We start from the raw sequence: 22302 nt of genomic DNA on the forward strand, positions 1-22302 counted from the left end.
ACTCCGATGATCACCCCAGACCGCCTAGACGCGGCCGTCCTCGACGCGGCCATGGGCCGCGCCCTGGAGATCGCCACCCGCGGGCCCGAAGGCGGGCCCAACCCGCGGGTAGGCTGCGTCATCCTCAGCCCCGACGGGCACACCCTCGCCGAGGGCTGGCACCGCGGTGCCGGCACCGCCCACGCCGAGGTAGACGCCCTCTCCCACCTGGCACCGGGCGAAGCCCGCGGCGCGACCGCCGTGGTCACCCTGGAACCGTGCAACCACACCGGACGCACCGGCCCCTGCGCGCAGGCGCTGATTGCCGCCGGCGTCGCCGAGGTGTACTTTGCGGTGCCCGATCCCGGAGCGGTGTCCAGCCACGGCGCGCAGACCCTGATCGACGCGGGCATCCCCGCACGGCTGGGACCCCGCCGCGAACAGGCGGAGGAACTGCTGGCCGGATGGCTGCGGGATGCCCGACGCGGACGCCCCACGGTGACCGTGAAGTGGGCCACCAGCCTGGACGGCCGCGCGGCCGCCGCCGACGGGACCAGCCAGTGGATCACCGGACCCGACGCCCGTGCCGACGTGCACCTCGAACGCTCCCGCCACGATGCGATCGCCGTGGGCACCGGAACCGTCCTGGCCGATGACCCCGCCCTCACCGCCCGCGGCGAGGAAAACGGTGCGCCGCTGGCCCAGCCGATCCCCGTGGTGTTTGGCCACCGCGAGGTGCCGGCGAACGCGCAGCTGCGCAGCCACCCGCGCGAGCTCATTACCCTCAGCGGCGATGATCTGGCCGCGGATCTAGATGTTCTGTGGAAACGCGGCATCCGATCGGTGTTTGTGGAGGGCGGCCCGAGCCTCGCCAGCGCCTTCATCCGTGCCGGATTTGCCGACCGCGTGCTGGTCTATATCGCGCCCACCCTGATCGGCGGTCCGAAGGTCGCGCTGACCGACCTCGGTGTGGACACCATCGGCGACCAGCATCGCCTCATCTTCACCGATGTTCGACACCTGGGATCGGATCTGCGTCTCACCGCCGAACCGGTCGCCCCCGAAACCTCATCCACCCACCCGACGTCTGGAGCCCACTAGTGTTTACCGGAATCATTGAGGAGCTCGGCACCATCACCGCGCTCGTTCCCAGTGCCGATGCCCTGCGCATCACCGTGGAGGGGCCGCTCGTGGTCTCCGATGCCGGGCACGGCGATTCGATTGCCGTGAGCGGCGTGTGCCTGACCGTGATCGAGCAGACCGAAACCTCCTTCACCGCCGACGTCATGGCCCAGACCCTCGTTATGTCTGCCCTGGATGGGGCGACCGTGGGAACCCGGGTGAACCTCGAGCGCGCCGCCCAGGTGGGCGACCGTCTCGGCGGTCACATCGTTCAGGGCCATGTGGATGGCACCGGCACGCTGCTCCAGGTCACCCCGGGTGATGCCTGGCGGGTACTGCGCTTCTCGCTGCCGATCGAGCACGCCTCGCTGGTCACCGATAAGGGGTCGATCACCGTGGACGGGGTCTCCCTCACGGTCAGCGCGATCTCCGATCCCGCCGAAACGGCCCCCTGGTTCGAGGTCTCGCTGATCCCCGAAACCCTGGTCGCCACAACCCTCGGCGAGCGCCAGATCGGCGACACCGTCAATCTTGAAACCGACATTCTGGCACGTCACGTGGAGCGTCTGCTCGCCGTGAATGCCGCAGTTACTCCCAACGAAAGCCGATAACCGATGAGTCTCTCAACCATTCCTGCCGCCCTCGCCGCCCTGCGCGCGGGCAAGGCAATCCTCGTGGCCGATGATGAGGGCCGCGAGAACGAGGGCGACGTGATTTTCGCCGCCGAGCTCGCCACCCACGACACCGTGGCCTGGGCCGTTCGGCACACCAGTGGTTACCTGTGCGCCCCGATGACCGCGGACATCGCGGACCGACTGGCCCTGCCCCCGATGGTGGAAAACAGCCAGGACCCGCGCAAGACCGCCTACACGGTGACCGTGGATGCGGCCTCGGGCGTGACCACAGGTATCAGCGCCTCCGACCGTGCCCGCACCCTGCGGGTCCTCGGTGATGCGACCAGCACCGCCGAAGACCTCATCCGCCCCGGACACATCGTGCCGCTGCGCGCGGTGGCCGGGGGCGTGCGCGAGCGTGCCGGTCACACCGAGGCCGCCGTGGATCTGCTGCGCCTGGCCGGGCTGAACCCGGTCGGCGTGATCGGCGAGGTCGTGACCGACGAGGGCGACATGATGCGTCTGCCGGGCCTGCTGGAACTCGGTGTCGCGCACGACATTCCGGTGATCACCATCGCCGATCTGATCGAGTACCTCGACGCCGCCGATGCCGGCACCACCGAGCAGCTGGCCGCGGTTGCCAACGACTCGGCCGTGCACTTCGAGATCGAGACCAACCTGCCCACGACCCACGGCAACTTCAAGGTGCGCGCCTACCGTGACCGGCAGACCGGTGCCGAGCACCTGGCCCTGATCCACGGTGAGCTCACCGACACCGCGATCCTGCGGGTCCACTCGGAGTGCCTGACCGGTGAGGCTCTCGGTTCGCTCAAGTGCGAGTGCGGTCCGCAGCTGGACGCCGCCCTCGAGGAGATCGCCGAGAAGGACGGCGTGGTCATCTACATGCGCGGCCAGGAGGGTCGCGGCATCGGCCTGATCAACAAGCTGCGTGCCTATGCGCTGCAGGAGCAGGGCTATGACACCCTGGACGCCAACCTGGCCCTGGGTCTGCCGGCGGATGCCCGCAGCTACCTGCCCGCCAGCGCGATCCTCGAGGACCTGGGAGTGAGCGCCGTGCGCCTGCTGACCAACAACCCCGAGAAGATCCGCCAGCTGGAAGAGGCCGGCATCCGCGTGGTTGAGCGTCTGCCCCTGGTGGTCGGCGTGGGCGAGGTCAACGAGAACTATCTCCAGACCAAGCGCGACCGCATGGGCCACCGCTTCGAGGGCGAGCCCGGCTCGTTCATCCCGCTCTCCGACTAACCCCTCCCTACCGAACGGAACACATAATGAGCAGCAACGGAATCCCCTCCCTCCAGGTTGACGGCACCGGCCTCAACGTCACCGTGATCGCCGGATCCTGGCACGAGGAGATCAGCAACGGTCTCATCGCCGGTGCCGAGAAGGCCCTGGCCGAGTCCGGTGCCACCTTCACGACCGTGCGCGTCGCCGGGAGCTTCGAGCTGCCGGTTGCCGCCCGCGCGGCGCTGGAGGCCGGGGCGGATGCGGTGGTCGCGCTCGGCGTGATCATCCGCGGCGGCACCCCGCACTTCGAGTTCGTCTCGGATGCTGCGACCTCGGGGCTGACCCAGGTGTCCGTGTTGACCGGCAAGCCCGTGGGCTTTGGCGTGCTGACGCTGGACGATGAGGCACAGGGCATCGACCGCGCGGGCCTGCCCGGCTCGCGTGAGGACAAGGGCCGCGAGGCCGCCGAGGCCGCGCTGCACACCGCGGTCCTGCTGCGCTCGCTCTAACCCGCGGGTAACAGAACCGCCTAGTGGGCCGCGCCGAAGAGATTCAGCGCGGCCCACTGCAGCAGGATCACGGTTTTGCCGTCGCGGATGCGGCCGTCGGCGATCGCGGCCACGGCATCATCAAACCCCAGCTCCACCCGCTCGATCTCCTCGCCCTCCTCGGCCAAGCCTCCGCCGATCCCGGTTTCATCCTCGGGCGCGTATTCGGCGGCGAAGAAGTGCACCCGCTCGGTGATCGACCCCGGACTCATATAGAGGTCAAAGAGGTACCGGGGCGCGCGGACCCGCACCCCCAGCTCCTCATGGGTCTCGCGGGCGATCGCTTCCTCGGGGGCATCCCCGTCCAGCAGGCCCGCGGCGGCCTCGATCAACACGCCGTCGGGGTGCCCGTTGACGTAGGCGGGGAAGCGAAACTGTCTGGTCAGTAAGATCGTGCGGGTATCGGTGCGGTACAGCAGGATCGTGGCACCGTTGCCGCGATCGTAGGTCTCCCGGGTTTGCCGCCCCCAGTTGCCGTGTCGGTCCCGGTATTCCAGGGTGGTGCGGCGCAGCACGTGCCAGCCGTCCGAGGTTACCTCCACGTCGAGGATCCGCACGTCGGGATTACCGGCGAGGTCCCGACCCACCCGATCCAGTCCGGTCCTTCCGCGACCATCGGGGATCCCTTCCCCGGGAACGGCACGGGCGGCACTCTGCGCGGGATTTTCACTCATTTCCCCACCCTAACCCGAGGATTTATTTCCGCCAGGTTGTGTCGCCCTCACGCCGCGGAGTTTCGGGAAACTCCCGGTATGGGCGTATATTGGCATTTCCGCCACAATCGGATACCCACACCAATTTAGGCTCAGCGATCACCCCACCCCCGTGATGACTGCACCTCACTCTTGATTTACGACGTTTTTGGACGACAGCATGTCAGCAGCAACCACGGGGGATTCGAAGGCCCCCGCAGCCCCCGCCAATCCCCGCTCGCGCGTCATTACCGCGAGCCTGATCGGCACCACCATCGAGTTCTACGACTTCTATGTCTACGCCACCGCGGCGGTTCTCGTGTTCCCCACCCTCTTCTTCCCCAGCGCCAACCCGACCACCTCGCTGCTGGCCTCGTTTGCCACGTTTGGTGCGGCGATGGTGGCCCGTCCGATCGGCGCCATGGTCTTTGGCCACTTCGGTGACCGCTATGGCCGCAAGGCCACCCTGGTCGCCTCGCTGCTGACCATGGGTATTGCGACGTTCCTGATCGGTGTGCTGCCGACCTTTGACACCATCGGCTGGTGGGCCGCGCTGCTCCTGCTGATCCTGCGCCTCGGACAGGGCTTCGCCCTGGGTGGTGAGTGGTCCGGTGCGGCGCTGGTCGCGACCGAGAACGCCCCGACCGGCAAGCGCGCCTGGTACGGCACCTTCCCGCAGCTGGGTGCACCGCTGGGGTTCATCATCGCCAACGGGCTGTTCCTGCTGATCAACGCGATGCTTCCCCACCCCGAGAACCCCGCCCTGCAGTCCGAGGCGTTTGTGGCCTGGGGTTGGCGGATCCCGTTCCTGTTCTCCGCGGTCATGGTCATCGTGGGCCTCTGGGTGCGTCTGCGTCTGGTGGAGTCCACCAGCTTCCAGAAGAACGCCGACAGCGGCAAGCTGAAGAAGTCCCCGCTGGCCGAGGTGTTCCGCTTCCACTGGAAGAACCTCATCCTGGGTACCTTCATCATGCTGGCCACCTACGTGCTGTTCTACCTGATGACCAACTTCACCCTGACCTTCGGTACCCGCGCCTCCTCGGTAGAGGTTGCGCAGAAGGCCGCCGAGGCCGCGGGCAAGCCGTTTGATCCCTCGACCTTCTACCCCGGCGGTGGCTTCGGCTACGTCGACTTTGTGCTGATGCTGATCATCGGCGTGGTCTTCTTCGGAATCTTCACGCTGGTCTCCGGCCCGCTGGCCGACCGCTTCGGTCGCCGCAAGACCCTGATCGTGATCACCCTTCTGATCATCGGATTCGGCTTCCTGTTCGAGCCGATGCTCGGCACCGATAAGGGCCTGACACAGGCGTTCCTGATCATCGGCTTCACGCTGATGGGGGCAACCTTCGGTCCGATGGGTGCGCTGCTGCCCGAGCTGTTCCCGACCAACGTGCGCTACTCCGGCTCGGCGATCTCCTATAACGTGAGCTCGATCCTCGGTGCCGCCGTGGCCCCGCTGATCGCCCTGCAGCTGTGGCAGGCCGCCGATGGCAGCCCGTTCCTGGTGGGCATGTACCTGGTGGCGATGGGTGTGCTCACCCTGATCGCGCTGCTGCTCTCCCGCGAAACCAAGGACATCAACATCGACAACTAGTCGAGTCCAGCCCGCGGCCCCGTCTCTCCCCCCCCCCAGTTCACGGGGAAAGGAGACGGGGCCGCCGCGTATTTCCAGGGCGAACGGTATGCCCCCGAAAGACACGGAGCCCGATCGCGTTGACACCGGCTGGGCGAGTCCCATAGGTTTTCATCCAGCAGGTCACGAGCCCGCTACAACACCGAAGAATTGCCACCTCGGTTTTACACGCTGAGAACGGTGTTTTCTTCGGTTTCGTGGCGCGCTCGGGGTGCCTGAACTATTAATGGGGGAAATGATGAATACGATTAAGAAGACCGTTACCGTGGCACTGCTGGCAGCCGGACTGGTTGCCGGTGGCGCGGGGGTCGCGCAGGCAGCAACCGTGTATTACAAGGGCAGCGCCATCAGCTGGGAACACGGTCGTTCGTGGGGGGTCACCAGCTACTCCGACGTGCAAACCGGTGTGTACGAACACAGCTCGACCGCGAACACCACGTTCTCCGGGTGGAAGAAGCCCGGTGTGCTGGCGCACGCCGAGCAGTTCGTTGGCACGGGCGCGGCAACGGCCTACTGGAACGCTCGCGGCTAATAGCACCAGGGTGACAATTGCCGTAGAAGAGAAGGACCACAAGTAACGTTCATGTCCTTTTGGTCAAAACTCTCAAGTTCCATACTCGTTGTCCTGATCGGGGTTCTCTCGACCGTGCTCCTGGTGTTCAGCCAGGGAGCACGGCTTCAGCAGACGGTCGAAGAGTACCCCGTTGGGGCAACAAAAATCTATGTGCACGGAGTCCCCGAAGAAAGGGCAGCGAGTGTTCTCGCTGCCCTTGGGGACTTCGCTCACACCGAAGGCCGCGCGGTTGTCCGAGTCGACCATCTCGCGGCCGACTCCTCGAACCTCGTCACCGGAATGCGCATCGGTATCGTGGCCAACCCGGCTGCCGTCCCGGATACGCTGGGCCTGGACGACCTGGGAACGTCGCTCTTCGGCTCCGCCGAAATCTCACGGCTGCTCGAGGGTGAACCTACACGATCCATCGGGCTGGACGCGAATGCAGCCGACGTGCTCGTTCCCATACCGGAGTTCACGTTCGCGCCGAGGATTGCGGTCGTCCAGCTTGCACATCTTGTCCAAACTTCGGGAACCGTCAACGCCGCCTACCGCGTAGTCGGAGCGAGCCCGGATCAGGTCGCTGGTCTCCTCGGTTCGCTCGAATCCGTCACCGGCCAATCCGCCGAAAGCATGCTGACCCCGATGCAGGGACGCGCCGCCGATGGCGGTCTCGTGGGTGGTCTCCTGGTGGGCTTCCTCGTCGCCGCGACAATTCTGCTCCTCCTCGTGCTCGTTTTTGAAACGCTCAGGGCATTTCGAATTCTCGGCGTGCACGTCTTGCTGGGGCGCTCAACCTGGGGATTTGCGGCCACGCTATTTCGTCCGGTGCTGATCACCGCCGGAATCACGGCGGTGCTTTCGGCGGGACTTACCATCGCGCTTGCGCCGGGATATCGGCTCACCGTCGAGCTCGCGTCACTCGCCTGGAGCGCGTCGGCCGCCGGAGGCATCCTTACACTCGCCTGTGTGGTAGTTGCGGCGGCGGCGCTCATCTCGACAAAACCGGTCAATGCGATCCTCGGACGCTACTCGAAAAAACTGCTGCTCTGGACCCTCTCCGGGTTCTACGTAGTGGCGATTGCCGCCTTCACGCTAACCCTGGTCTTCCTCGACGGCCCCATTCGAGAAGCCAATAGGCTCTCCGATGTTAACCATTCCTGGGCCTCGGTCAAGGACCAGGAAATCCTGTTCCGGATGTCTGCCGGTAGCGCGCAGACCTCCGATGGCGGACAATCGCCACAGCAAACCAGAGACTTTTACGATTGGTACCGGTCCATCGCGGACAAGCCCGGTGTCAGCCTGGTCAATACCCAGTACTTCGACTCGCAAATCCTCGACAAATGGGACGGGATCTATGCATCCGTCCCGGAACAGCCGTTCTGGTATGTTGCCGCGTCACCCAGCTGGCTCGCCGAGCAGGGGTTCCACGTTGATGACGCCCTCATTGCCCGGGCCCACCACGGCGAGCGAGTGTTCCTGATTCCGAACTCCTGGTCGGAATCAACCAGGACCGCAGTGCAGGGGTGGCTGGACGAAAACAGTCATCCCTCATATGAGCCCGCCATTCGCACCGAGTTTTTCGATGGCGAAAGGGTGACATTCGAGGGGTACGAACCGGGTTCGCAGCTGTTCGCCTGGAACACGGATCCGGCTCTTCCTCAGCACACCACCGACCCGGTTATCCTCATCACCACTCCGGAGAATATGGTGCCAACCGAAAGCGAAAGCCTCGCCGCGGTCGGGCTGAGCAACAGTTATGTGAAGCTGGAGACGTCCGCTGCTCGGGACTACACCAGCACCGAGTACCTGGCCTCGTTCCATCTCGACGATAAGAGCATTGAGTTTCTCCCGGTGACGGATTTTATCGCCGGGCTCACCAAGACCATCGAATCAATCATTCAGTTGTTTGGCGGCGTTGTCCTCTTCCTCTTCGTCTTCTGTCTGGTGGTGTTGGCCTCGGTAGCACGGCTGTTTGCGCTCACCTACCGCGAGGCACTGGCCGTCAAACGGCTGTTGGGATACTCGCTCGGCAGGCTCTTCGCCCCCGCCCTTTTCGTGGTTGGAGGCACCGGAATCCTGGCAATTATCGTGGCCATCTTGTCCCAGTCCACCAGTGCCCTAGGGGGCACGATCGTCATGCTGGTGGTCCAATCCGCACTGTTGATAATTCTTGTGCGCCGCTATTCACGACTTCAACTCGGCACAACCCTTAAAGAATAGGAGTCGCTGTGAACGCTCTACTCACCCTCGACGCCGTCACAAAAACCTACGGGTCGCGAACGATTCTCGATCGCATCAACCTGGAGGTATTTAGCGGCGAATCCGTTGCGATTGTTGGCCCATCCGGCTCGGGCAAATCAACCCTGCTCAACGTGATCGGGCTGCTTGATGACCCGTCGTCAGGGGCCATCCTCTTCAATGGAAAACCCCTTCCTCGGATCAATGGATCTGCAGCCACCGCGCTGCGCCGAGATCACATTAACTATCTTTTCCAATCGTTTGCACTGATCAATTCCTCCACAGCCGTGGAGAACGTTCTGCTCGGGATGCACGGCGTCAGAGCCCGGCGATCGCGCAAGCTCGCACAGGCCATGGAACTGCTGGACCGGCTGGGCCTGCACGAGGTTGCCGAGGATAGGGTCATGACGCTCTCCGGTGGCGAGCGTCAGCGTGTGGCCCTTGCCCGCTGCCTCCTCAAACCCGGTGAGCTCATCCTGGCGGATGAGCCGACCGGTGCGCTGGACGCAGCTATGGCGGACCGTGCAATCACCGAGATGCTGGACCTGCAGCGTGATTACAACAAGACCCTCCTCGTGGTCACCCATGACCAGGGTGTGGCCCGCCGTTGTGATCGCATCTTCGAGATCGGCGCGCGAGCGCAGACGCGCGTGTAGCTACTGGCGGGTACCCCTCCTCTCGTCCGCCGGCTGGCCATCGGCACACCATGACGGGAGGGGCACATCGAATAGGTGCCGGGGGTAGTTCCGGCCCTCGGTTTTGGGTCCCGCGCGTGCACGGCCCCCGGACACGCCCGTCTTGGCGACAGGCTGTCGGAACTGTGTCGACGCGGGGTCGGGAAAATCCCCGGTCACGCGCGTTACCGATGCGTTTGACCAGGCCCGCCGGGTGTTCTACGGTAAGGAAAGCACGCGGTTCCGCCTCCCGCCGCATCGTCGCGTGGGGCGCCGGGTTCTCGTGCGCCGTTTCAACCCAACACCCGGCCAGACCGCGCACGCTTTCGGCCGCCGATTTACCCCGCCGAATGCCACACCAGGAGTGTGTTCGGCACCAGGAAAGGCCACATGTCCTCGCCCGCTCAGTCCCGCTCCCCCTTCGCCCGGCGCAAGCCACAGGAGGGTCCGCGCGCCTCGTTTAGGCAGCTGCTGCCGTTCCTGTTTGAGCACAAGCGGATGCTGTGGTTCATCATCCTGCTCTCGGTCCTGGGAGCCCTGGCCTCGCTCGCCCAGCCGCTGCTGGTCAGCCAGGTCATCGGCCGGGTGCAGAAGAACGAGATGCTGGGATCGCTGGTCTGGGCGCTGGTGGCGCTGGTTGTCATCTCCGCGCTCCTCATGGGCTACCAGCACTATCTGCTCCAGCGCACCGGTGAGGGTGTGGTGCTCTCCAGCCGCAAGCGTCTGATCTCGCGGATGCTGCGCCTGCCGGTCTCCGAGTTTGATGCCCGCCGCACCGGCGACCTGGTTTCCCGCGTGGGCAGCGACACGACCCTGCTGCGCGCGGTCCTCACCCAGGGGCTGATCGAGGCCATCGGTGGCGCGGTGACCTTTGTGGGTGCGCTGATCGCGATGCTGATCCTCGATCCGGTCCTGCTGGGCCTCACGGTTCTTGTGGTGGCCGTCTCGGTGCTCGTAGTGGTCGCGCTCTCGGCGCGGATTCGCCAGGCCAGTGCCGCGGCTCAGGCTCGCGTGGGCGACCTGACCTCCGCCGTGGAGCGGGCGATCAGCTCGGTTCGGACCGTGCGTGCGGCCGGTGCCACCGAGCGCGAGATCGCCGGGGTTGAGCAGCACGCGACCGCCGCCTGGAAGATGGGTATCCGTGTCGCCAAGGCCTCCGCCCTGGTGGTCCCGGTTGCCGGTATCGCGATGCAGGCCTCGCTGCTGGTGGTGCTGGGCGTCGGCGGATTCCGCGTGGCCTCGGGCGCGATCGAAATCTCCAGCCTGGTCGCGTTTGTAATGTTCCTGTTCATGATGATCATGCCGCTGGGCCAGGCCTTCGGGGCGCTCACCGCGACCAACCAGGCGCTCGGTGCCCTGGGCCGGATCCAGGAGATCATCGATCTGCCCGCCGAGGACGCCAACGACGCCGAAATCGCCGCCGCCCTGAGAGATCCCGGCACCGTCTCGGCCGAGGCCGCGGCGATCGAGTTCCGCGACGTCAAGTTTGGCTACGCGACCGCCCCTGCGACCGGCGGCGTGGCCGAGGCCGACGAGATCCGCACCGTCACCGCCACCGGCGAGCGCACCGAGGTGCTGCGCGGAGTGTCCTTCACCGCCGAACGCGGTACCCGGACCGCGCTGGTGGGTCCGTCCGGTGCCGGAAAGTCGACGATCCTGGCGCTGATCGAGCGTTTCTACGACCCCCAGGACGGCGCGATCCTCTTCGGTGGCCGCGATATCCGGGCCCTGGACCGCGGCGACCTGCGCGGCCAGATCGGCTATGTGGAGCAGGATGCCCCAGTCCTCGCCGGTTCCCTCCGCGATAACCTGCTGCTCGGTGCCCCCGACGCGACCGATGCGGACTGCGAGCGTGTGCTGCGCGACGTCAACCTCGGCGAGGTCCTGGCGCGCAACAGCGCCGGCCTGGACGCCGCCGTGGGTGAGGACGGCATCATGCTCTCCGGTGGTGAGCGTCAGCGCCTGGCCATCGCCCGCGCGTTGCTCGCCGCCCATCCGGTGCTGCTGCTGGACGAGTCCACCTCCTCGCTGGATGGCCAGAACGAGCAGCTCATGCGGGTGGCCCTGGATGCCGTGGCCAAGGACCGCACGCTGATCATCATCGCCCACCGCCTCTCCACCGTCGTGGACTCCGACAAGATCGTGGTCCTCGAACACGGCACCGTGCTGGGCACCGGCACCCACTCCGAACTGGTGGCCTCGGTGCCGCTGTACCGGGACCTGGCCAAGCACCAGTTCCTGGTGTAACGCGCAGGCCCAACGCCCCAGCCGGGTTTCTCGGCCGGGGCGTTGCGCTTCCCCGAAACCCGACGATGCCCCGCACCGCTGGAGGACGGTACGGGGCATCAATCACTCGGCCGGCTCGTTTCCGATGCGAGCCGCCGGTGGGGTAGGCGAGCCTAGCGGCCCGCCTCGTCGCCGAGGTTTTCGGCAAGCACGTCGAGCACGCGTGAGCGCGCCCGTTCACCGGCCGCGCCCAGGCGCGTCCCGATGGTCTCCACCAGCGCCTCGAGGAATACCACGTGCGGTACCCGCGAGGTGTGTTCCAGCTCCTGGCGGAAGCTCGCCGCCGGGGCCAGCAGCAGGGTGATTGCGGCCAGACGGGTCAGCGGGGTGTTACGGAACGAGGTGACCGCGATTACCCGCGCCCCCGCCTCATTGGCCTGGGCGGCGGCACGCAGGCTCGCCTCGTTGGCACCGCTACCGGAGATCACCAGGCAGACATCCTCGGCGCGCAGACCACGGGCGGCGATCTGCTGGCCGATCGGATCGGCCAGGGTTTCCGCCGGGCGGCCGGCCGCGGTCAGGCGCATCGCCAGGTCCATCGCCAGCGGCCCCGAGAGGCCACTGGCGACCACGAGCACCCGGCCCGCGGCGACGATCGAGTCCACCGCCGAGTCCACCTCGGGTTCGCTCAGCACGCTGGCGATCTGCGGCAAGACCTGCGCCAGGGCGACGATCTCGGCGCGGATCCGGCCGAGCGCACCCGCGCTCGGGTCGGCGTCCTCGGTGCGCTGGGCAATCTCCCCGGCGAGCGCGAGCTCCCCGGCCAGCGCGACCCGAAGCTGGGGATAGCCGCGGTAACCGAGGCTCTGGCACATCCGCACCACGGTCGAGCGGGCGACACCGGCGCGGTCGGCGAGCTCCTGCGCGGTCAGCTCCACCACGCTCTCGGGATCGGCGGCGATGATCTCCGCCGCCCGACGCTCACTGCGCTGCATGCCCGGCAGGGCGGTGGCGATGCGCACGGTGGGCATCGCGGTGGGAATCTCCCCGGTGGAGACAACATCGATGCTAGGCGAGGTCACGCGCCTTGCTCCCCTCGGTGATCCGGCGACGAATGGCACCGGAAGTCAGGTCAATGGCGATGGTCACGATGATGACCACGATCAGCAGCGCACCCACGGTGGGCCACTCCCGGTACTGGGTGTACGAGGTGAGCATATCGCCAATTCCACCCACACCGATCAGCCCCAGCACGGCGCTGGCGCGCACGTTGATCTCAAACCGGTAGAGCCAGAACGACACAAACTCCGGTGCCGCCTGCGGCCAGATGCCCCAGCGCACGGTCTGCCAGCGGCTTCCACCGGCGGCGTTCACGGCCTCGATGGGTCCGGGATGCACACCCTCGATCGCCTCGTATCCCCACTTCCCCAGGGTTCCGATGCCGTTGACCGCGAGCGCGAGCGCACCGGTCAGCGGGGTGAGCCCGGTGACTGAGAGAATCACGATGGCGATCACGATCTCGGGAACCGCGCGGATCAGCGAGAACAGCCCGCGCAGCGCGAGCCGCACCGGGGCCGGGCCGATGCCACGGGCGGCGAGGAAGCTCAGCGGGAACGAGATCACGATACCCAGCAGGCATCCCACCCACGCCATCTCGACGCTACGCCAGGTCTGCCAGAGCGCCTCGGGGACCTTGTCCCAGGCGGGGTTGGAGAACATCAGCCACAGGTAGCGGGCGATGTCCGCGGGGAGGTTTGCGGTGCGTGCCCAGTCCACCTTGACCGACCAAAAGACCAGCACCACCAGGAGGGTGATGGCCACGGCGATGACCGTTCGCCAGGGACGGCGCGGCTTGGCCGGCGGGGTGACCGGGCGCGCGGGGGCGGTGCGTGTGGTCCGCGGCGCGGTATTCAGGGCTGTCATTTCAAACGCTTTCTCATCGCCGCACTCGCCCAGTCGATCAGCACCACAACCACGAGAATCTCGAGGATGATCAGCGCGAGCTGGTCGTAACGGTAGAAGGTACGCACCGCATCGATCAGGAGGCCGAGGCCACCCGCACCGACGAGTCCCAGCACGGTCGAGGCGCGCACGTTGAGCTCAAACGCGTACAGCGCCTGGTTGATAAACGGCGGCCAGATATCCGGCAACAGCGCCGCCCGGTTGATCTGGGTCTGGGTGCCACCGGCCGCACGAGCGGCCTCACCGGGACCGGGATCCCCGGACTCGATCGCCTCGGACACCAGCTTGACCACGATGCCCACGTTGAACAGCACCAGGGCGATAATACCCGGGAGTGCGCCCACGCCGACCATGGCCACCAGGACCGCGGCGTAGAGCAGATCGGGGACCGCGCGCACGATGTTGAGGACGGTGCGCACGAGTCCGCGGGTGATCCGGTTGGGGTTGGTCAGGCGGGCCGCCCACATGCTCAGCGGGACCGAGACGATCGCGCCGATCACCGAGGCGATCACCGCCATCTGCAGGGTCTCGATCAGCGGTTCGATCGTGCGCGGGAAGAACGACCAGTCGGGCACCAGCAGCTGACCGATCTTCTCGGCACCGTTGCGCCAGTTGCGCACAATGGCGTCGAGGGAGAAGTCCACGCCGATGCCGGGGGCCAGCGTCACCGCGGTAATGGCCGCGATGATCGCGATGGCCAGCCAGATCTTCCAGCGTCCGCCGGGTTTGGCCGGGAGACCGGGATACTCTGCTGCACTCACGCGGGCGTCCCGGCGGGGGCCCCGGCGTCCGATGAGGTCGTACCGCCCAGCAAGTCCTGGTCGCCAATGGGCCGCCCATAGATCCGCTCGAAGTCGGCATCGGTGGCGGTGGCCGCGGGGCCGTCGTAGACGATCTCCCCGGCGCGCAGCCCGATCAGCCGGGTGCCGTAGCCACGGGCGAGGTCGAGCAGGTGCAGGTTGACCAGCACGGTGATCCCGAGTTCGCGGTTGATCCGGCGCAGGTCGCCCATGACCGCGTGGGCGGTGGGCGGGTCGAGGCTTGCCACGGGCTCATCGGCCAGAACGATGCCGGGCTCCTGAGCGAGGGCGCGGGCGATGGCCACACGCTGCTGCTGGCCGCCGGAGAGGTGTGCCGCCCGGTGATATACCCGTTCGAGCATACCGACGCGATCCAGCGCCTCGAAGGCCAGCTGTCGATCCCGCTGACGGTATGCACCGACCAGGGTGCGCGGGACCGAGGTGTGGGCGAGGCGTCCTACCAGGACGTTGTTGAGTACCGTGGTGCGCCCGGCGAGGTTGAACCCCTGGAAGATCATGCCGATCTGTCCACGCAGGCGGCGCAGTTCGCGGCCGCGGGCGAGGTCCATCCGGTGGCCGCCAACCTCGAGGGTGCCCGAGCTGAGCGGAACCAGGCCGTTGATGGTGCGGATCAGGCTGGATTTGCCCGATCCGGAGAGGCCAACGATGGAGACCATCTCGCCGGCTTCGATGTCGAGGGAAATCTTCTTGAGGCCCACCACACCGTTGGGGTAGCGAACCACCGCGTCGCGCAACCGGATGGACCAGGGGGCGGAGGCCGCGGTCGCGGCCCCCGCCGGGGTTTCCGGGGAAATCCGGGTCACTACTGCAGTCCGAGGCTCTTTGCGGCACGGGCCACAACGTCGAGGGACTTGGGGTCGGCCGGGGCGAGCTTGGTGATCGAGTAGATGCTCTGCAGCACCTTGGATCCGGCCTCGGTGTTGGAGTAGTCGGCCAGGGCCTTGGCGATCTTGTCCTGGAGCTTGGGCGAGAGGTCCTTGCTCAGGGTCACGCCGTCGTTGGGGATTTCCTGGCTCAGGGCGAAGACCACAACCTTCTGGCCCACGTCCGGGGTGTCCTTCTTGACGATGTCGCGGGCATCCCAGAACGAGAAGCCGACCTCGGCGTCACCGTTGTAGACGGCGAGCACGGACGCGTCGTTAGCGGTGACCGGAAGCTTGTTGATGTCGGTGTCGATGTTCAGTCCGGCCTCCTTGAGGGCCAGCATCGGGTAGATGTAGCCGGCCGGGGATCCCGGGCCCAGGACCGAAACCTTGGCACCCTTGATCTTCTTGATCTCGTCGAGACCGGCCGGACCCTTGAGGGCGTCGGCACCGTTGCAGAACAGCTTGCCGTCGCGCTCGACCGGCTTGTCCTTGCAGTACTTATCGGGGTTGTTGGTCATGAACTGGGCGGGGTAGCTGATGTTGCCGTTGCGCTCGGTCTGCAGCATGGTCTTGGCACCGTACTTGTCGCTGGCCTGCCACAGCTGCAGCGAGGGCAGGAATCCGATCTGGGCCTGGCCGGCACCCATCGCCTCGACGGCGGCCTGGTAGTCCTTGGATACGACGCCGTGGACGGTGATGCCGAGCTCCTTGGTCAGGAAGTCGGTCAGCGGGGCGGCGGTGTCGACCAGGCCGGACTGGTCCTGCGAGGGAACCAGCGCGAGGGTCAGCTCGGTGGGGTCCTTGACGGCTTCGGGTGAGGCGGAGGATCCGGAGCCGGCGTTAGCCGAACAACCGGTCAGGACGATGGCCGCGGCACCGATCAGGGCCAGGGCGCTCAGGGACTTCTTCAGCATGATTATGCCTTCCAATATGGGGTGTGAGAGGGAGGGGGGTGAGGTTTAGTGGGCGGCGATGAATTCGCCGCGTGCCCAGGCGAGCAGCTCGGGGTAGAGGCTCTCCAGGCGTTCGGCCGCGAGATCCGGGGTGGCCTCGGCGGGACGACGGGTGCCAACCAGGGCCGTGTGGTGGCCGCGCTGGTGAATCGGTGCGAGGTCGTTTTCCCAAATGTCGCCGATCGAGAGGACCGGCCCGCGTTCGGCAGCGGCGGCCGATTCGGTGGCAAAGGCGTCCCGACTGGGGGCGTTCTCGCGCGTGACGTTCTGACCCCCGGCCTCGACGGTGAATCGCTCGGGCAGCGGGCTCGCGCTCAGCTCATCGAGGATGGACGGGAACCCGGCGGGCTTGCCGGCCTGGGTGACAACCCGGTCAAACAGCGGTGCGAGGCCCAGGGTCTGCAGGACCCGGTCGATGCCCGCGGCGGGGGCGTTGGTGACCAGGACGATCTCGGCGTGCGTCCGGGCCTGTTCCAGGAATTCCCGGAATCCGCGCGGTGCGAGGATCGGTGCCTCGGCACCGCCGAGCACGCTGCGCGAGTGCAGGTAGGCGGCGGAGAGCTCCTCTTCGCCAACACCGAGCAGTCGGGCAGCCCGGGCGACCCGGTCGTAGCCGTCCAGGGCTTCGGGATCGGTGTGCTCATCCAGGACCCGGGTCAGGAAGTCGGCGCGCTGTTCGGCGGGGATTCCGGAGGCCGCGGCGACGGCGTAGGCTCGAACCGGACCGGTGCCGAGGGCAACGGTGCCATCAAAGTCAAAAATCAGGGTGGGGGTGGGGATCACAATTCTCCTCGTGGACGATGCGTCCAGACTAAGAAGTTAAAATGGACGAAATGACCACGAGTGGGTGAACGGGTCGTGAACGTGTGACGGCCGATCGGCGTGAGCGGGCGGTCACCCAGCATGCTCCACCTAGCATGAGTTCATGAAGCACTTCTTCGGCACCGCGGCATCGCGCACCACCGCCCTCGCGCCGTCCCCGACCGACGGGTCCGCGGCGCACTCCGCGCCGCGTACGAACCCCACGGACACCGCCGCCCTGCACGCCCACCTGCAGGACCTCTCGCTCCACCTCACCGCGCTGGCCGAAGCCACCCCGCTCAGCCTCGCCGAGGATCTCTTCCGCGCCCAACCCTGGCTTGCCGATGCCCTGGATCGCGACCGCGCCGCCGGCGTCTTTGCCCACTGGGGCCGTTCCACCGCGGTCGATGAGAACGTGGGTTCCGCGGTGCTCGCCGCTCCGGTCCTCAACGTTTTGAGCGCTCGCGCCGGGCTCCCCGCCACCGCGCCCGAGGCCAACGCCGGTCTCCTGCACGTATACGGCTACCTGTATGCGCCGGTGCAGACCCCCTATGGTACCAAGCGTGAACGGTGGATCGACGGCGAGCTCGCCGGAGCGCTCGGCCTGCCGGCGACCCACTTCCGCCCCGAGGACGGAGAATCCACGCCGCTGGCTCGCCTCACCGAGGTGCTGCTGCCGCTGTTCTCGGGCGGTCCGCGCCGGGGTGACCTGCTGCGCCTGCGCGAGCAGGTCACCCCGAGCCTGGCCGCCCACACCCTGCTCTACCAGGCACGACCCGGCTCCCCCGGCCCCGCGGCGCTGGCCTATGCTCTCGAGGATTCCCGCGGCATCCACCTGGTCACCGCGTTCCCCTACGCCGGCTCGGCGGGCGAACTGTGCTCGGTACATGTGTCGGCACCGCCGCGACTGCGCTACAACGCGCTGACTCCCTAAACCCCACGGGCATGCATACGCCGGGTACCCACCCCCGTGGGCACCCGGCGCAATCATGGTTTATTCGTTTGCGGCGTCGCGGGCCCGGCGAACCCCCATCGCAAACACCCGCACGACCAACACGATCATCCGAACGCCCGGGCGATCCGAATGCGTGCCTCGGCCAGCTGCCCCGAAACCTCGAGCGGCAACCGGTTCCCGACTCCACCAAAGAACTCGGCCTCGCGCTCGACCTCATAGCGCCACTCGACCGGGTCCACCGTCAGCAGCCGGCTGAGGCGGTCCGCGCCCAGCCCATCGGCCGCGATGTCCGCGGCGAGCGGGACCGCACCGATGGCCGTCTCGTTCGCCTCGGCCGCACCGGTGATGCGGCCGGCGATCCAGGCAAGAACCCGCGCATTCTCGGTGAATCCCGGCCAGAGGAACCCGCCCTCGGCATCGCGTCGGAACCAGTTGACCCGGTACATCCGCGGGGCCAGGTCGGGATCCAGCCGCTCGCCGATGCGCAGCCAGTGTGCCCAGTGATCGGCCACGTGGTACCCGCAGAACGGGAGCATCGCGAAGGGATCGCGGCGCACGATGCCGGTGGCACCCTCGGCCGCGGCCGTGGTCTCGCTGGCGATCGTGGCACCGAGGTAAACCCCGTGCGCCCACCCTCGCGCCTCGGTGACCAGCGGCACGGTGCTCGCGCGGCGTCCACCAAACAGGATCGCGTCCACCGGTACGGCCTCACCGATGTTCTCGGCGGCGGTCGGGCAGTGCTCGGCGGCCACCGTGAAACGGGCGTTGGGGTGTGCGGCCGGGGCCCCCGAGGACGGATCCCAGGGGTTACCCTGCCAATCGGTCAGCCCCGCGGGCGGCACGTCGGTCAGGCCCTCCCACCACACGTCTCCCTCGGCCGTCAGCGCGACGTTGGTGAAGATCGTGTGCGCGGCCAGCATCTCGATGGCCGCCCGGTTGGTCTTGGCGTTGGTGCCCGGCGCGACCCCGAAGAATCCGGCCTCGGGGTTGATCGCCCAGAGCCGGCCGTCCTGCCGCGGCTTAAGCCAGGCGATGTCGTCACCGAGGGTTTCCACCCGCCAGCTGGGCAGATCCGGGCGCAGCATGGCCAGGTTCGTCTTGCCGCAGGCCGAGGGGAAGGCCCCGGCGATGTGGAACGCACGCCCCTCGGGCGAGATCAGCCGCATGAGCAGCATGTGCTCGGCCAGCCAGCCCTCGTCCCGGCCCTGAACGCTGGCGATCCGCAGCGCAAAACACTTCTTTGCCAGCAGCGCATTTCCGCCGTAGCCGGACCCAAAGGACCAGATTTCGCGGGTCTCGGGGAACTGAACGATGTACTTCTCCGGATTGCAGGGCCAGGCTACATCGGCCTCGCCGGGCAGTAGCGGCGCACCCACCGAGTGGATTGCGCGCACCCAGTCGGCACCGCGTTCGATCTCGTCCAGCACCGCGGATCCGGTCCGGGTCATGATGGTCATCGAGAGCGTCGCGTAGCCCGAATCGGTGAGCTGCACACCCACCCGGGAGAGCGGACCGCCCACCGGCCCCATGCTGAACGGGACCACAAACATGGTGCGTCCCCGCATGCTGCCGGCAAAGCGCGCGCTCAGTTCGGCGCGCATCGCGGCGGGTTCATGCCAGTTGTTTGTCGGGCCGGCGTCGGCGGGATCCTCGCTACAGATAAACGTACGGGATTCCACCCGCGCCACATCATCCGGATTGCTGCGGGCAAGGAACGAGTCGGGACGCAGCTCCGGGTTCAGACGGATCAGCTTACCCTCGGCGACCAGTTCATCCTGCAGCGCGGTGACCTCGGCGGGCGTTCCGGTCCACCAGACCACGCGGTCGGGGCGGGTGTGCGCGGCGATCGTGGCGACCCACTCGGCGAGCGCCGCGGGCACACCGGCGGCCGCGGGATACGTCGCGGCGGCTCCGGTCGCGGCACCGTCTTGAGCGGCGCCACGGACCGCTTCGGTCTTCGTCTGGGCATCGTGTCGCTGGTCGATCATCGTCATCTCACGGTCTCCTTCGGCCGAGTGGATGCGGTGTAAGTTTCACCACTAACCCCATCCTGCGCGCGAAAATCGAAGAAAACGGCTGTAATTTGGTGTTAAGAACCGTGATTCTTTCCCTATGATGAAGAGATGACCGGTATCTCCGCAGATCTTGCGACCCTTGGCAAACGGATTCGACACTTCCGCACCGCCCGCGGCCTAACCCTCGATCAACTCGGGGAATCGGTGGGCCTGGCCGGAAGTCAGCTCTCGCTGATCGAGAACGGCAAGCGTGAACCCAAGCTCTCCTCCCTCCAGCAGATCGCGCAGACCCTGGGCCTCAACCTGGCCGACCTGCTCACCTCGGAGGCCCCGTCTCCGCGGGCGGCGCTGGAGATCGAGCTTGAACGCTCGCAGAAGCTCGGGGTCTTCACCGAGCTGGGACTGCCGCCCATCCGGGTAACCCGCGGCCTGGCCGACGACGCCCTGGCCTCGATCGTCGGTCTGCACCACGAACTCCAGCGTCGCGCGACCGAGGCGGTGGCCACCCCCGAGGAGGCCCGCCGGGCCAACACCGAACTGCGCGAGAAGATGCGGGCGGTGGATAACTACCTTCCCGACATCGAGAAGATCGCCGAGGAGCGCGTGCGCGCCAGCGGCCACACCACCGGGGCCATTACCCACCGCACGGTGTCGATCATGGCCCAGCAGCTGGGACTCGAGCTCATCTACGTCAACGATCTCCCCCACTCGGCGCGCTCGGTGACCGACCTGGAAAACGGTCGGATCTACCTGCCCCCGGCCTCGATCCCCGGCGGGCACGGCCTGCGCTCGATGGCGTTGCAGGCGATGGCCCACCGTCTGCTGGGCCACACCCGGCCCACCTCCTACGCGCAGTTCCTGCTGCAGCGAATGGAGATCAACTACTTCGCCGCCGCCTGCCTGATGCCGCAGACCGCCGCCGTCTCCTTCCTCCAGGCGGCCAAGCGGGAGCGCAACCTGGCGGTGGAGGACTTCCGCGATGCGTTTGGTGTGACCCACGAGGCCGCGGGCATTCGCCTGACCAACCTGATGACCTCACAGCTGGAGATGCCGCTGCACTTCCTCCGGGTGGACGAGCAGGGTGCGGTAGCCAAGGTCTTCGCCAACGACGGTCTCCCGCTGCCCTCCGATATCACCGGTGCCGTCGAGGGCCAGATCATCTGCCGGCACTGGGCCGCCCGGGCCGCGTTCGAGCGCACCAACCGGACCACCGAGTTCTACCAGTACACCGATACCCCCGCGGGTACCTTCTGGTGTGCCACCCAGACCGGGTCCACGGACGCGGGCGAGTTCTCGATCTCGGTGGGCGTTCCGTTCAACCAGTCCAAGTACTTCCGCGGACGCGAAACCTCGATCCGAGCGACCAGCACCTGCCCGGACGCCGCCTGCTGCCGCCGCCCGGCGAAGGACCTGGTGAACCGCTGGCAGGACAAGTCCTGGCCCAGCGCACGCCTGCACGCCCACATCCTCTCCCCGCTGCCCAGCGGCACCTTCCCCGGGGTGGACGACACCGAGGTGTACGAGTTTCTCGAGCGGCACGCGGGCTAGGCGCGGCATGCTGATTCCCACCGAACCAAGCGTCCCGACCGAGTTTGTCACCACCGCCGATGGGCTGCGCCTGGCAACCTATCGCTACGAGGATCCGAGCGCCCCCACGGTGCTCGCGGTCCACGGCTTCGCCTCCCACGCCTTTTTGAACTGGGAGCTGAGTGGATGGACGCGCGAGCTCACCCGCGCGGGCTTTGGTGTGCTCGCCTTCGACCTGCGTGGGCACGGATCCTCCGATGCCCCCGCCGACCCCGCCCGCTACTCCCTGAGCCTATTCGCCTCGGATGCGCGCGCGGTTCTCGCCCACCACGGCGTCCCGCGCGCCCACTACCTGGGCTATTCGATGGGCGCTCGAACCGGATGGCGGCTGGGTAGGGAGAGTCCCGAACTGCTGTACGACCTGGTGCTCGGCGGCATGCCCGAGGGCGACCCGCTCACCACCTTTGATGCCCCCGCGGCCTATGCCTACCGCGACCACGGCACCCCGATCCCGGATCCGCTGACCGCCGGTTATGTCCGCATGGCCGAGGGGGTGCCGGGGAACCGGCTGGACGCGCTCATCGCCGTGGTGGAGGGTGTACGCGGCGGCGAGCACGCGGCCCTGGGGGCGGCCCCCACCCCGCCGATGTTGCTGGCCACCGGCGAAAAGGATGCGGTGGCCCCGGGCAGCCGGGCCCTTGCCGCGGATGCCGGGGCGGAGTTTGTGGAGATCCCCGGCCGAGGTCACCTCAACGCCGTGGGTGCCCGTGCCTTCAAGGACGCGGCGGTCGAGTTTTTAGTGCGCCACCGCGACCAGGTTTAGTCCCGCGGAGTAACCCGCCTCGACCCGCAGCCCCTCACTTCGAGCGACGATC

General features: G+C 67.1%; 20 protein-coding genes. 12 read left to right on the forward strand and 8 right to left on the reverse strand.

What is annotated here, in order from left to right:
* Positions 1-6 precede the first annotated feature (6 nt).
* Genes ribD through ribH form a run of 4 tightly spaced genes read left to right on the forward strand, consistent with a single transcriptional unit; the run spans position 7 to position 3469 of the window.
* Entirely contained in the window at positions 7-1080 is a 1074-nt protein-coding gene (gene ribD, locus C7C57_RS13140; protein WP_187976770.1) for a bifunctional diaminohydroxyphosphoribosylaminopyrimidine deaminase/5-amino-6-(5-phosphoribosylamino)uracil reductase RibD, read from the forward strand.
* Positions 1080-1712, forward strand: coding sequence for a riboflavin synthase (locus tag C7C57_RS13145; RefSeq protein ID WP_030149063.1), 633 nt, complete (start codon positions 1080-1082; stop codon positions 1710-1712). Before ribD ends, C7C57_RS13145 begins: the two co-directional genes overlap by 1 nt.
* Positions 1713-1715: 3 nt before the next feature.
* Positions 1716-2978, forward strand: coding sequence for a GTP cyclohydrolase II (gene ribA, locus C7C57_RS13150; protein ID WP_187976771.1), 1263 nt, complete (start codon positions 1716-1718; stop codon positions 2976-2978).
* 26 nt (positions 2979-3004) lie between these two features.
* Complete coding sequence (ribH, locus tag C7C57_RS13155; RefSeq protein ID WP_030149065.1) at positions 3005-3469, forward strand: 6,7-dimethyl-8-ribityllumazine synthase; 465 nt, start codon at positions 3005-3007, stop codon at positions 3467-3469.
* 20 nt (positions 3470-3489) lie between these two features.
* Here the strand turns inward: ribH and C7C57_RS13160 are convergent, their stop codons facing one another.
* A complete protein-coding gene (locus tag C7C57_RS13160; protein WP_187976772.1) occupies positions 3490-4182 on the reverse strand; it encodes an NUDIX domain-containing protein in 693 nt (230 codons plus the stop codon).
* A gap of 199 nt (positions 4183-4381) precedes the next feature.
* On the opposite strand from C7C57_RS13160, the gene C7C57_RS13165 reads away from it, so the two are divergent.
* From C7C57_RS13165 to C7C57_RS13185, 5 genes are all read left to right on the forward strand, one after another.
* Positions 4382-5794 carry an MFS transporter gene (locus C7C57_RS13165; RefSeq protein ID WP_187976773.1) on the forward strand — a complete coding sequence of 471 codons (1413 nt, stop codon included), beginning with the start codon at positions 4382-4384 and terminating at the stop codon, positions 5792-5794.
* Positions 5795-6068: 274 nt separating this feature from the next.
* A complete protein-coding gene (locus C7C57_RS13170) occupies positions 6069-6365 on the forward strand; it encodes a hypothetical protein (protein WP_030149068.1) in 297 nt (98 codons plus the stop codon).
* A gap of 51 nt (positions 6366-6416) precedes the next feature.
* On the forward strand, positions 6417-8609 hold the full coding sequence (locus C7C57_RS13175) for a hypothetical protein (protein WP_223144757.1): 2193 nt from the start codon (positions 6417-6419) through the stop codon (positions 8607-8609).
* A gap of 8 nt (positions 8610-8617) precedes the next feature.
* The gene (locus C7C57_RS13180) at positions 8618-9283 is read left to right on the forward strand and encodes an ABC transporter ATP-binding protein (RefSeq protein WP_187976775.1); all 666 of its coding nucleotides are present in this window, start codon (positions 8618-8620) and stop codon (positions 9281-9283) included.
* 408 nt (positions 9284-9691) lie between these two features.
* Positions 9692-11548 carry an ABC transporter ATP-binding protein gene (locus C7C57_RS13185; RefSeq protein ID WP_187976776.1) on the forward strand — a complete coding sequence of 619 codons (1857 nt, stop codon included), beginning with the start codon at positions 9692-9694 and terminating at the stop codon, positions 11546-11548.
* A 152-nt stretch (positions 11549-11700) separates the two neighbouring features.
* Here C7C57_RS13185 and C7C57_RS13190 read toward each other — a convergent pair whose 3' ends face one another.
* The 6 genes from C7C57_RS13190 to C7C57_RS13215 are packed head-to-tail and all read right to left on the reverse strand — an operon-like array spanning position 11701 to position 16912.
* The gene (locus tag C7C57_RS13190; RefSeq protein WP_255505690.1) at positions 11701-12609 is read right to left on the reverse strand and encodes a MurR/RpiR family transcriptional regulator; all 909 of its coding nucleotides are present in this window, start codon (positions 12607-12609) and stop codon (positions 11701-11703) included.
* The gene (gene phnE, locus C7C57_RS13195) at positions 12596-13450 is read right to left on the reverse strand and encodes a phosphonate ABC transporter, permease protein PhnE (RefSeq protein ID WP_187976777.1); all 855 of its coding nucleotides are present in this window, start codon (positions 13448-13450) and stop codon (positions 12596-12598) included. Before phnE (C7C57_RS13195) ends, C7C57_RS13190 begins: the two co-directional genes overlap by 14 nt.
* Positions 13447-14250, reverse strand: a complete 804-nt coding sequence (gene phnE, locus C7C57_RS13200) for a phosphonate ABC transporter, permease protein PhnE (protein ID WP_187976778.1) — start codon at positions 14248-14250, stop codon at positions 13447-13449. The genes phnE (C7C57_RS13195) and phnE (C7C57_RS13200) overlap by 4 nt, the downstream gene beginning before the upstream one ends.
* Positions 14247-15104, reverse strand: a complete 858-nt coding sequence (gene phnC, locus C7C57_RS13205) for a phosphonate ABC transporter ATP-binding protein (protein ID WP_187978384.1) — start codon at positions 15102-15104, stop codon at positions 14247-14249. Before phnC ends, phnE (C7C57_RS13200) begins: the two co-directional genes overlap by 4 nt.
* Positions 15105-15112: 8 nt before the next feature.
* On the reverse strand, positions 15113-16090 hold the full coding sequence (gene phnD, locus C7C57_RS13210) for a phosphate/phosphite/phosphonate ABC transporter substrate-binding protein (protein ID WP_187976779.1): 978 nt from the start codon (positions 16088-16090) through the stop codon (positions 15113-15115).
* Between the two features lie 45 nt (positions 16091-16135).
* A complete protein-coding gene (locus tag C7C57_RS13215; RefSeq protein WP_187976780.1) occupies positions 16136-16912 on the reverse strand; it encodes an HAD family hydrolase in 777 nt (258 codons plus the stop codon).
* A gap of 142 nt (positions 16913-17054) precedes the next feature.
* On the opposite strand from C7C57_RS13215, the gene C7C57_RS13220 reads away from it, so the two are divergent.
* A complete protein-coding gene (locus tag C7C57_RS13220; protein ID WP_187976781.1) occupies positions 17055-17864 on the forward strand; it encodes an amino acid deaminase in 810 nt (269 codons plus the stop codon).
* 125 nt (positions 17865-17989) lie between these two features.
* Here the strand turns inward: C7C57_RS13220 and C7C57_RS13225 are convergent, their stop codons facing one another.
* A complete protein-coding gene (locus tag C7C57_RS13225) occupies positions 17990-19879 on the reverse strand; it encodes a phosphoenolpyruvate carboxykinase (GTP) (RefSeq protein WP_255505692.1) in 1890 nt (629 codons plus the stop codon).
* Between the two features lie 129 nt (positions 19880-20008).
* Here C7C57_RS13225 and C7C57_RS13230 point away from each other — a divergent pair, with 129 nt between their 5' ends.
* Both C7C57_RS13230 and C7C57_RS13235 read left to right on the forward strand, forming a co-directional pair.
* The gene (locus C7C57_RS13230) at positions 20009-21448 is read left to right on the forward strand and encodes an XRE family transcriptional regulator (RefSeq protein WP_030149080.1); all 1440 of its coding nucleotides are present in this window, start codon (positions 20009-20011) and stop codon (positions 21446-21448) included.
* Positions 21449-21455: 7 nt separating this feature from the next.
* The gene (locus C7C57_RS13235) at positions 21456-22250 is read left to right on the forward strand and encodes an alpha/beta fold hydrolase (RefSeq protein ID WP_187976782.1); all 795 of its coding nucleotides are present in this window, start codon (positions 21456-21458) and stop codon (positions 22248-22250) included.
* The last annotated feature ends 52 nt before the right edge of the window (positions 22251-22302 follow it).

It is taken from the genome of Mycetocola sp. JXN-3, from assembly GCF_014522285.1.
Classification (GTDB): domain Bacteria; phylum Actinomycetota; class Actinomycetes; order Actinomycetales; family Microbacteriaceae; genus Mycetocola; species Mycetocola saprophilus.

What these genes read in the sequence shown, in the direction of transcription:
- ribD (WP_187976770.1), top strand. Translation starts at nt 7, where the DNA reads ATGATCACCCCAGACCGCCTAGACGCGGCCGTCCTCGACGCGGCCATG.
- C7C57_RS13160 (WP_187976772.1), bottom strand. Translation starts at nt 4,182, where the DNA reads ATGAGTGAAAATCCCGCGCAGAGTGCCGCCCGTGCCGTTCCCGGGGAA.
- C7C57_RS13235 (WP_187976782.1), top strand. Translation starts at nt 21,456, where the DNA reads ATGCTGATTCCCACCGAACCAAGCGTCCCGACCGAGTTTGTCACCACC.
- C7C57_RS13175 (WP_223144757.1), top strand. Translation starts at nt 6,417, where the DNA reads ATGTCCTTTTGGTCAAAACTCTCAAGTTCCATACTCGTTGTCCTGATC.
- ribA (WP_187976771.1), top strand. Translation starts at nt 1,716, where the DNA reads ATGAGTCTCTCAACCATTCCTGCCGCCCTCGCCGCCCTGCGCGCGGGC.
- C7C57_RS13230 (WP_030149080.1), top strand. Translation starts at nt 20,009, where the DNA reads ATGACCGGTATCTCCGCAGATCTTGCGACCCTTGGCAAACGGATTCGA.
- ribH (WP_030149065.1), top strand. Translation starts at nt 3,005, where the DNA reads ATGAGCAGCAACGGAATCCCCTCCCTCCAGGTTGACGGCACCGGCCTC.
- C7C57_RS13170 (WP_030149068.1), top strand. Translation starts at nt 6,069, where the DNA reads ATGATGAATACGATTAAGAAGACCGTTACCGTGGCACTGCTGGCAGCC.
- C7C57_RS13225 (WP_255505692.1), bottom strand. Translation starts at nt 19,879, where the DNA reads ATGACGATGATCGACCAGCGACACGATGCCCAGACGAAGACCGAAGCG.
- phnD (WP_187976779.1), bottom strand. Translation starts at nt 16,090, where the DNA reads ATGCTGAAGAAGTCCCTGAGCGCCCTGGCCCTGATCGGTGCCGCGGCC.
- C7C57_RS13165 (WP_187976773.1), top strand. Translation starts at nt 4,382, where the DNA reads ATGTCAGCAGCAACCACGGGGGATTCGAAGGCCCCCGCAGCCCCCGCC.
- C7C57_RS13220 (WP_187976781.1), top strand. Translation starts at nt 17,055, where the DNA reads ATGAAGCACTTCTTCGGCACCGCGGCATCGCGCACCACCGCCCTCGCG.
- phnE (WP_187976777.1), bottom strand. Translation starts at nt 13,450, where the DNA reads ATGACAGCCCTGAATACCGCGCCGCGGACCACACGCACCGCCCCCGCG.
- C7C57_RS13185 (WP_187976776.1), top strand. Translation starts at nt 9,692, where the DNA reads ATGTCCTCGCCCGCTCAGTCCCGCTCCCCCTTCGCCCGGCGCAAGCCA.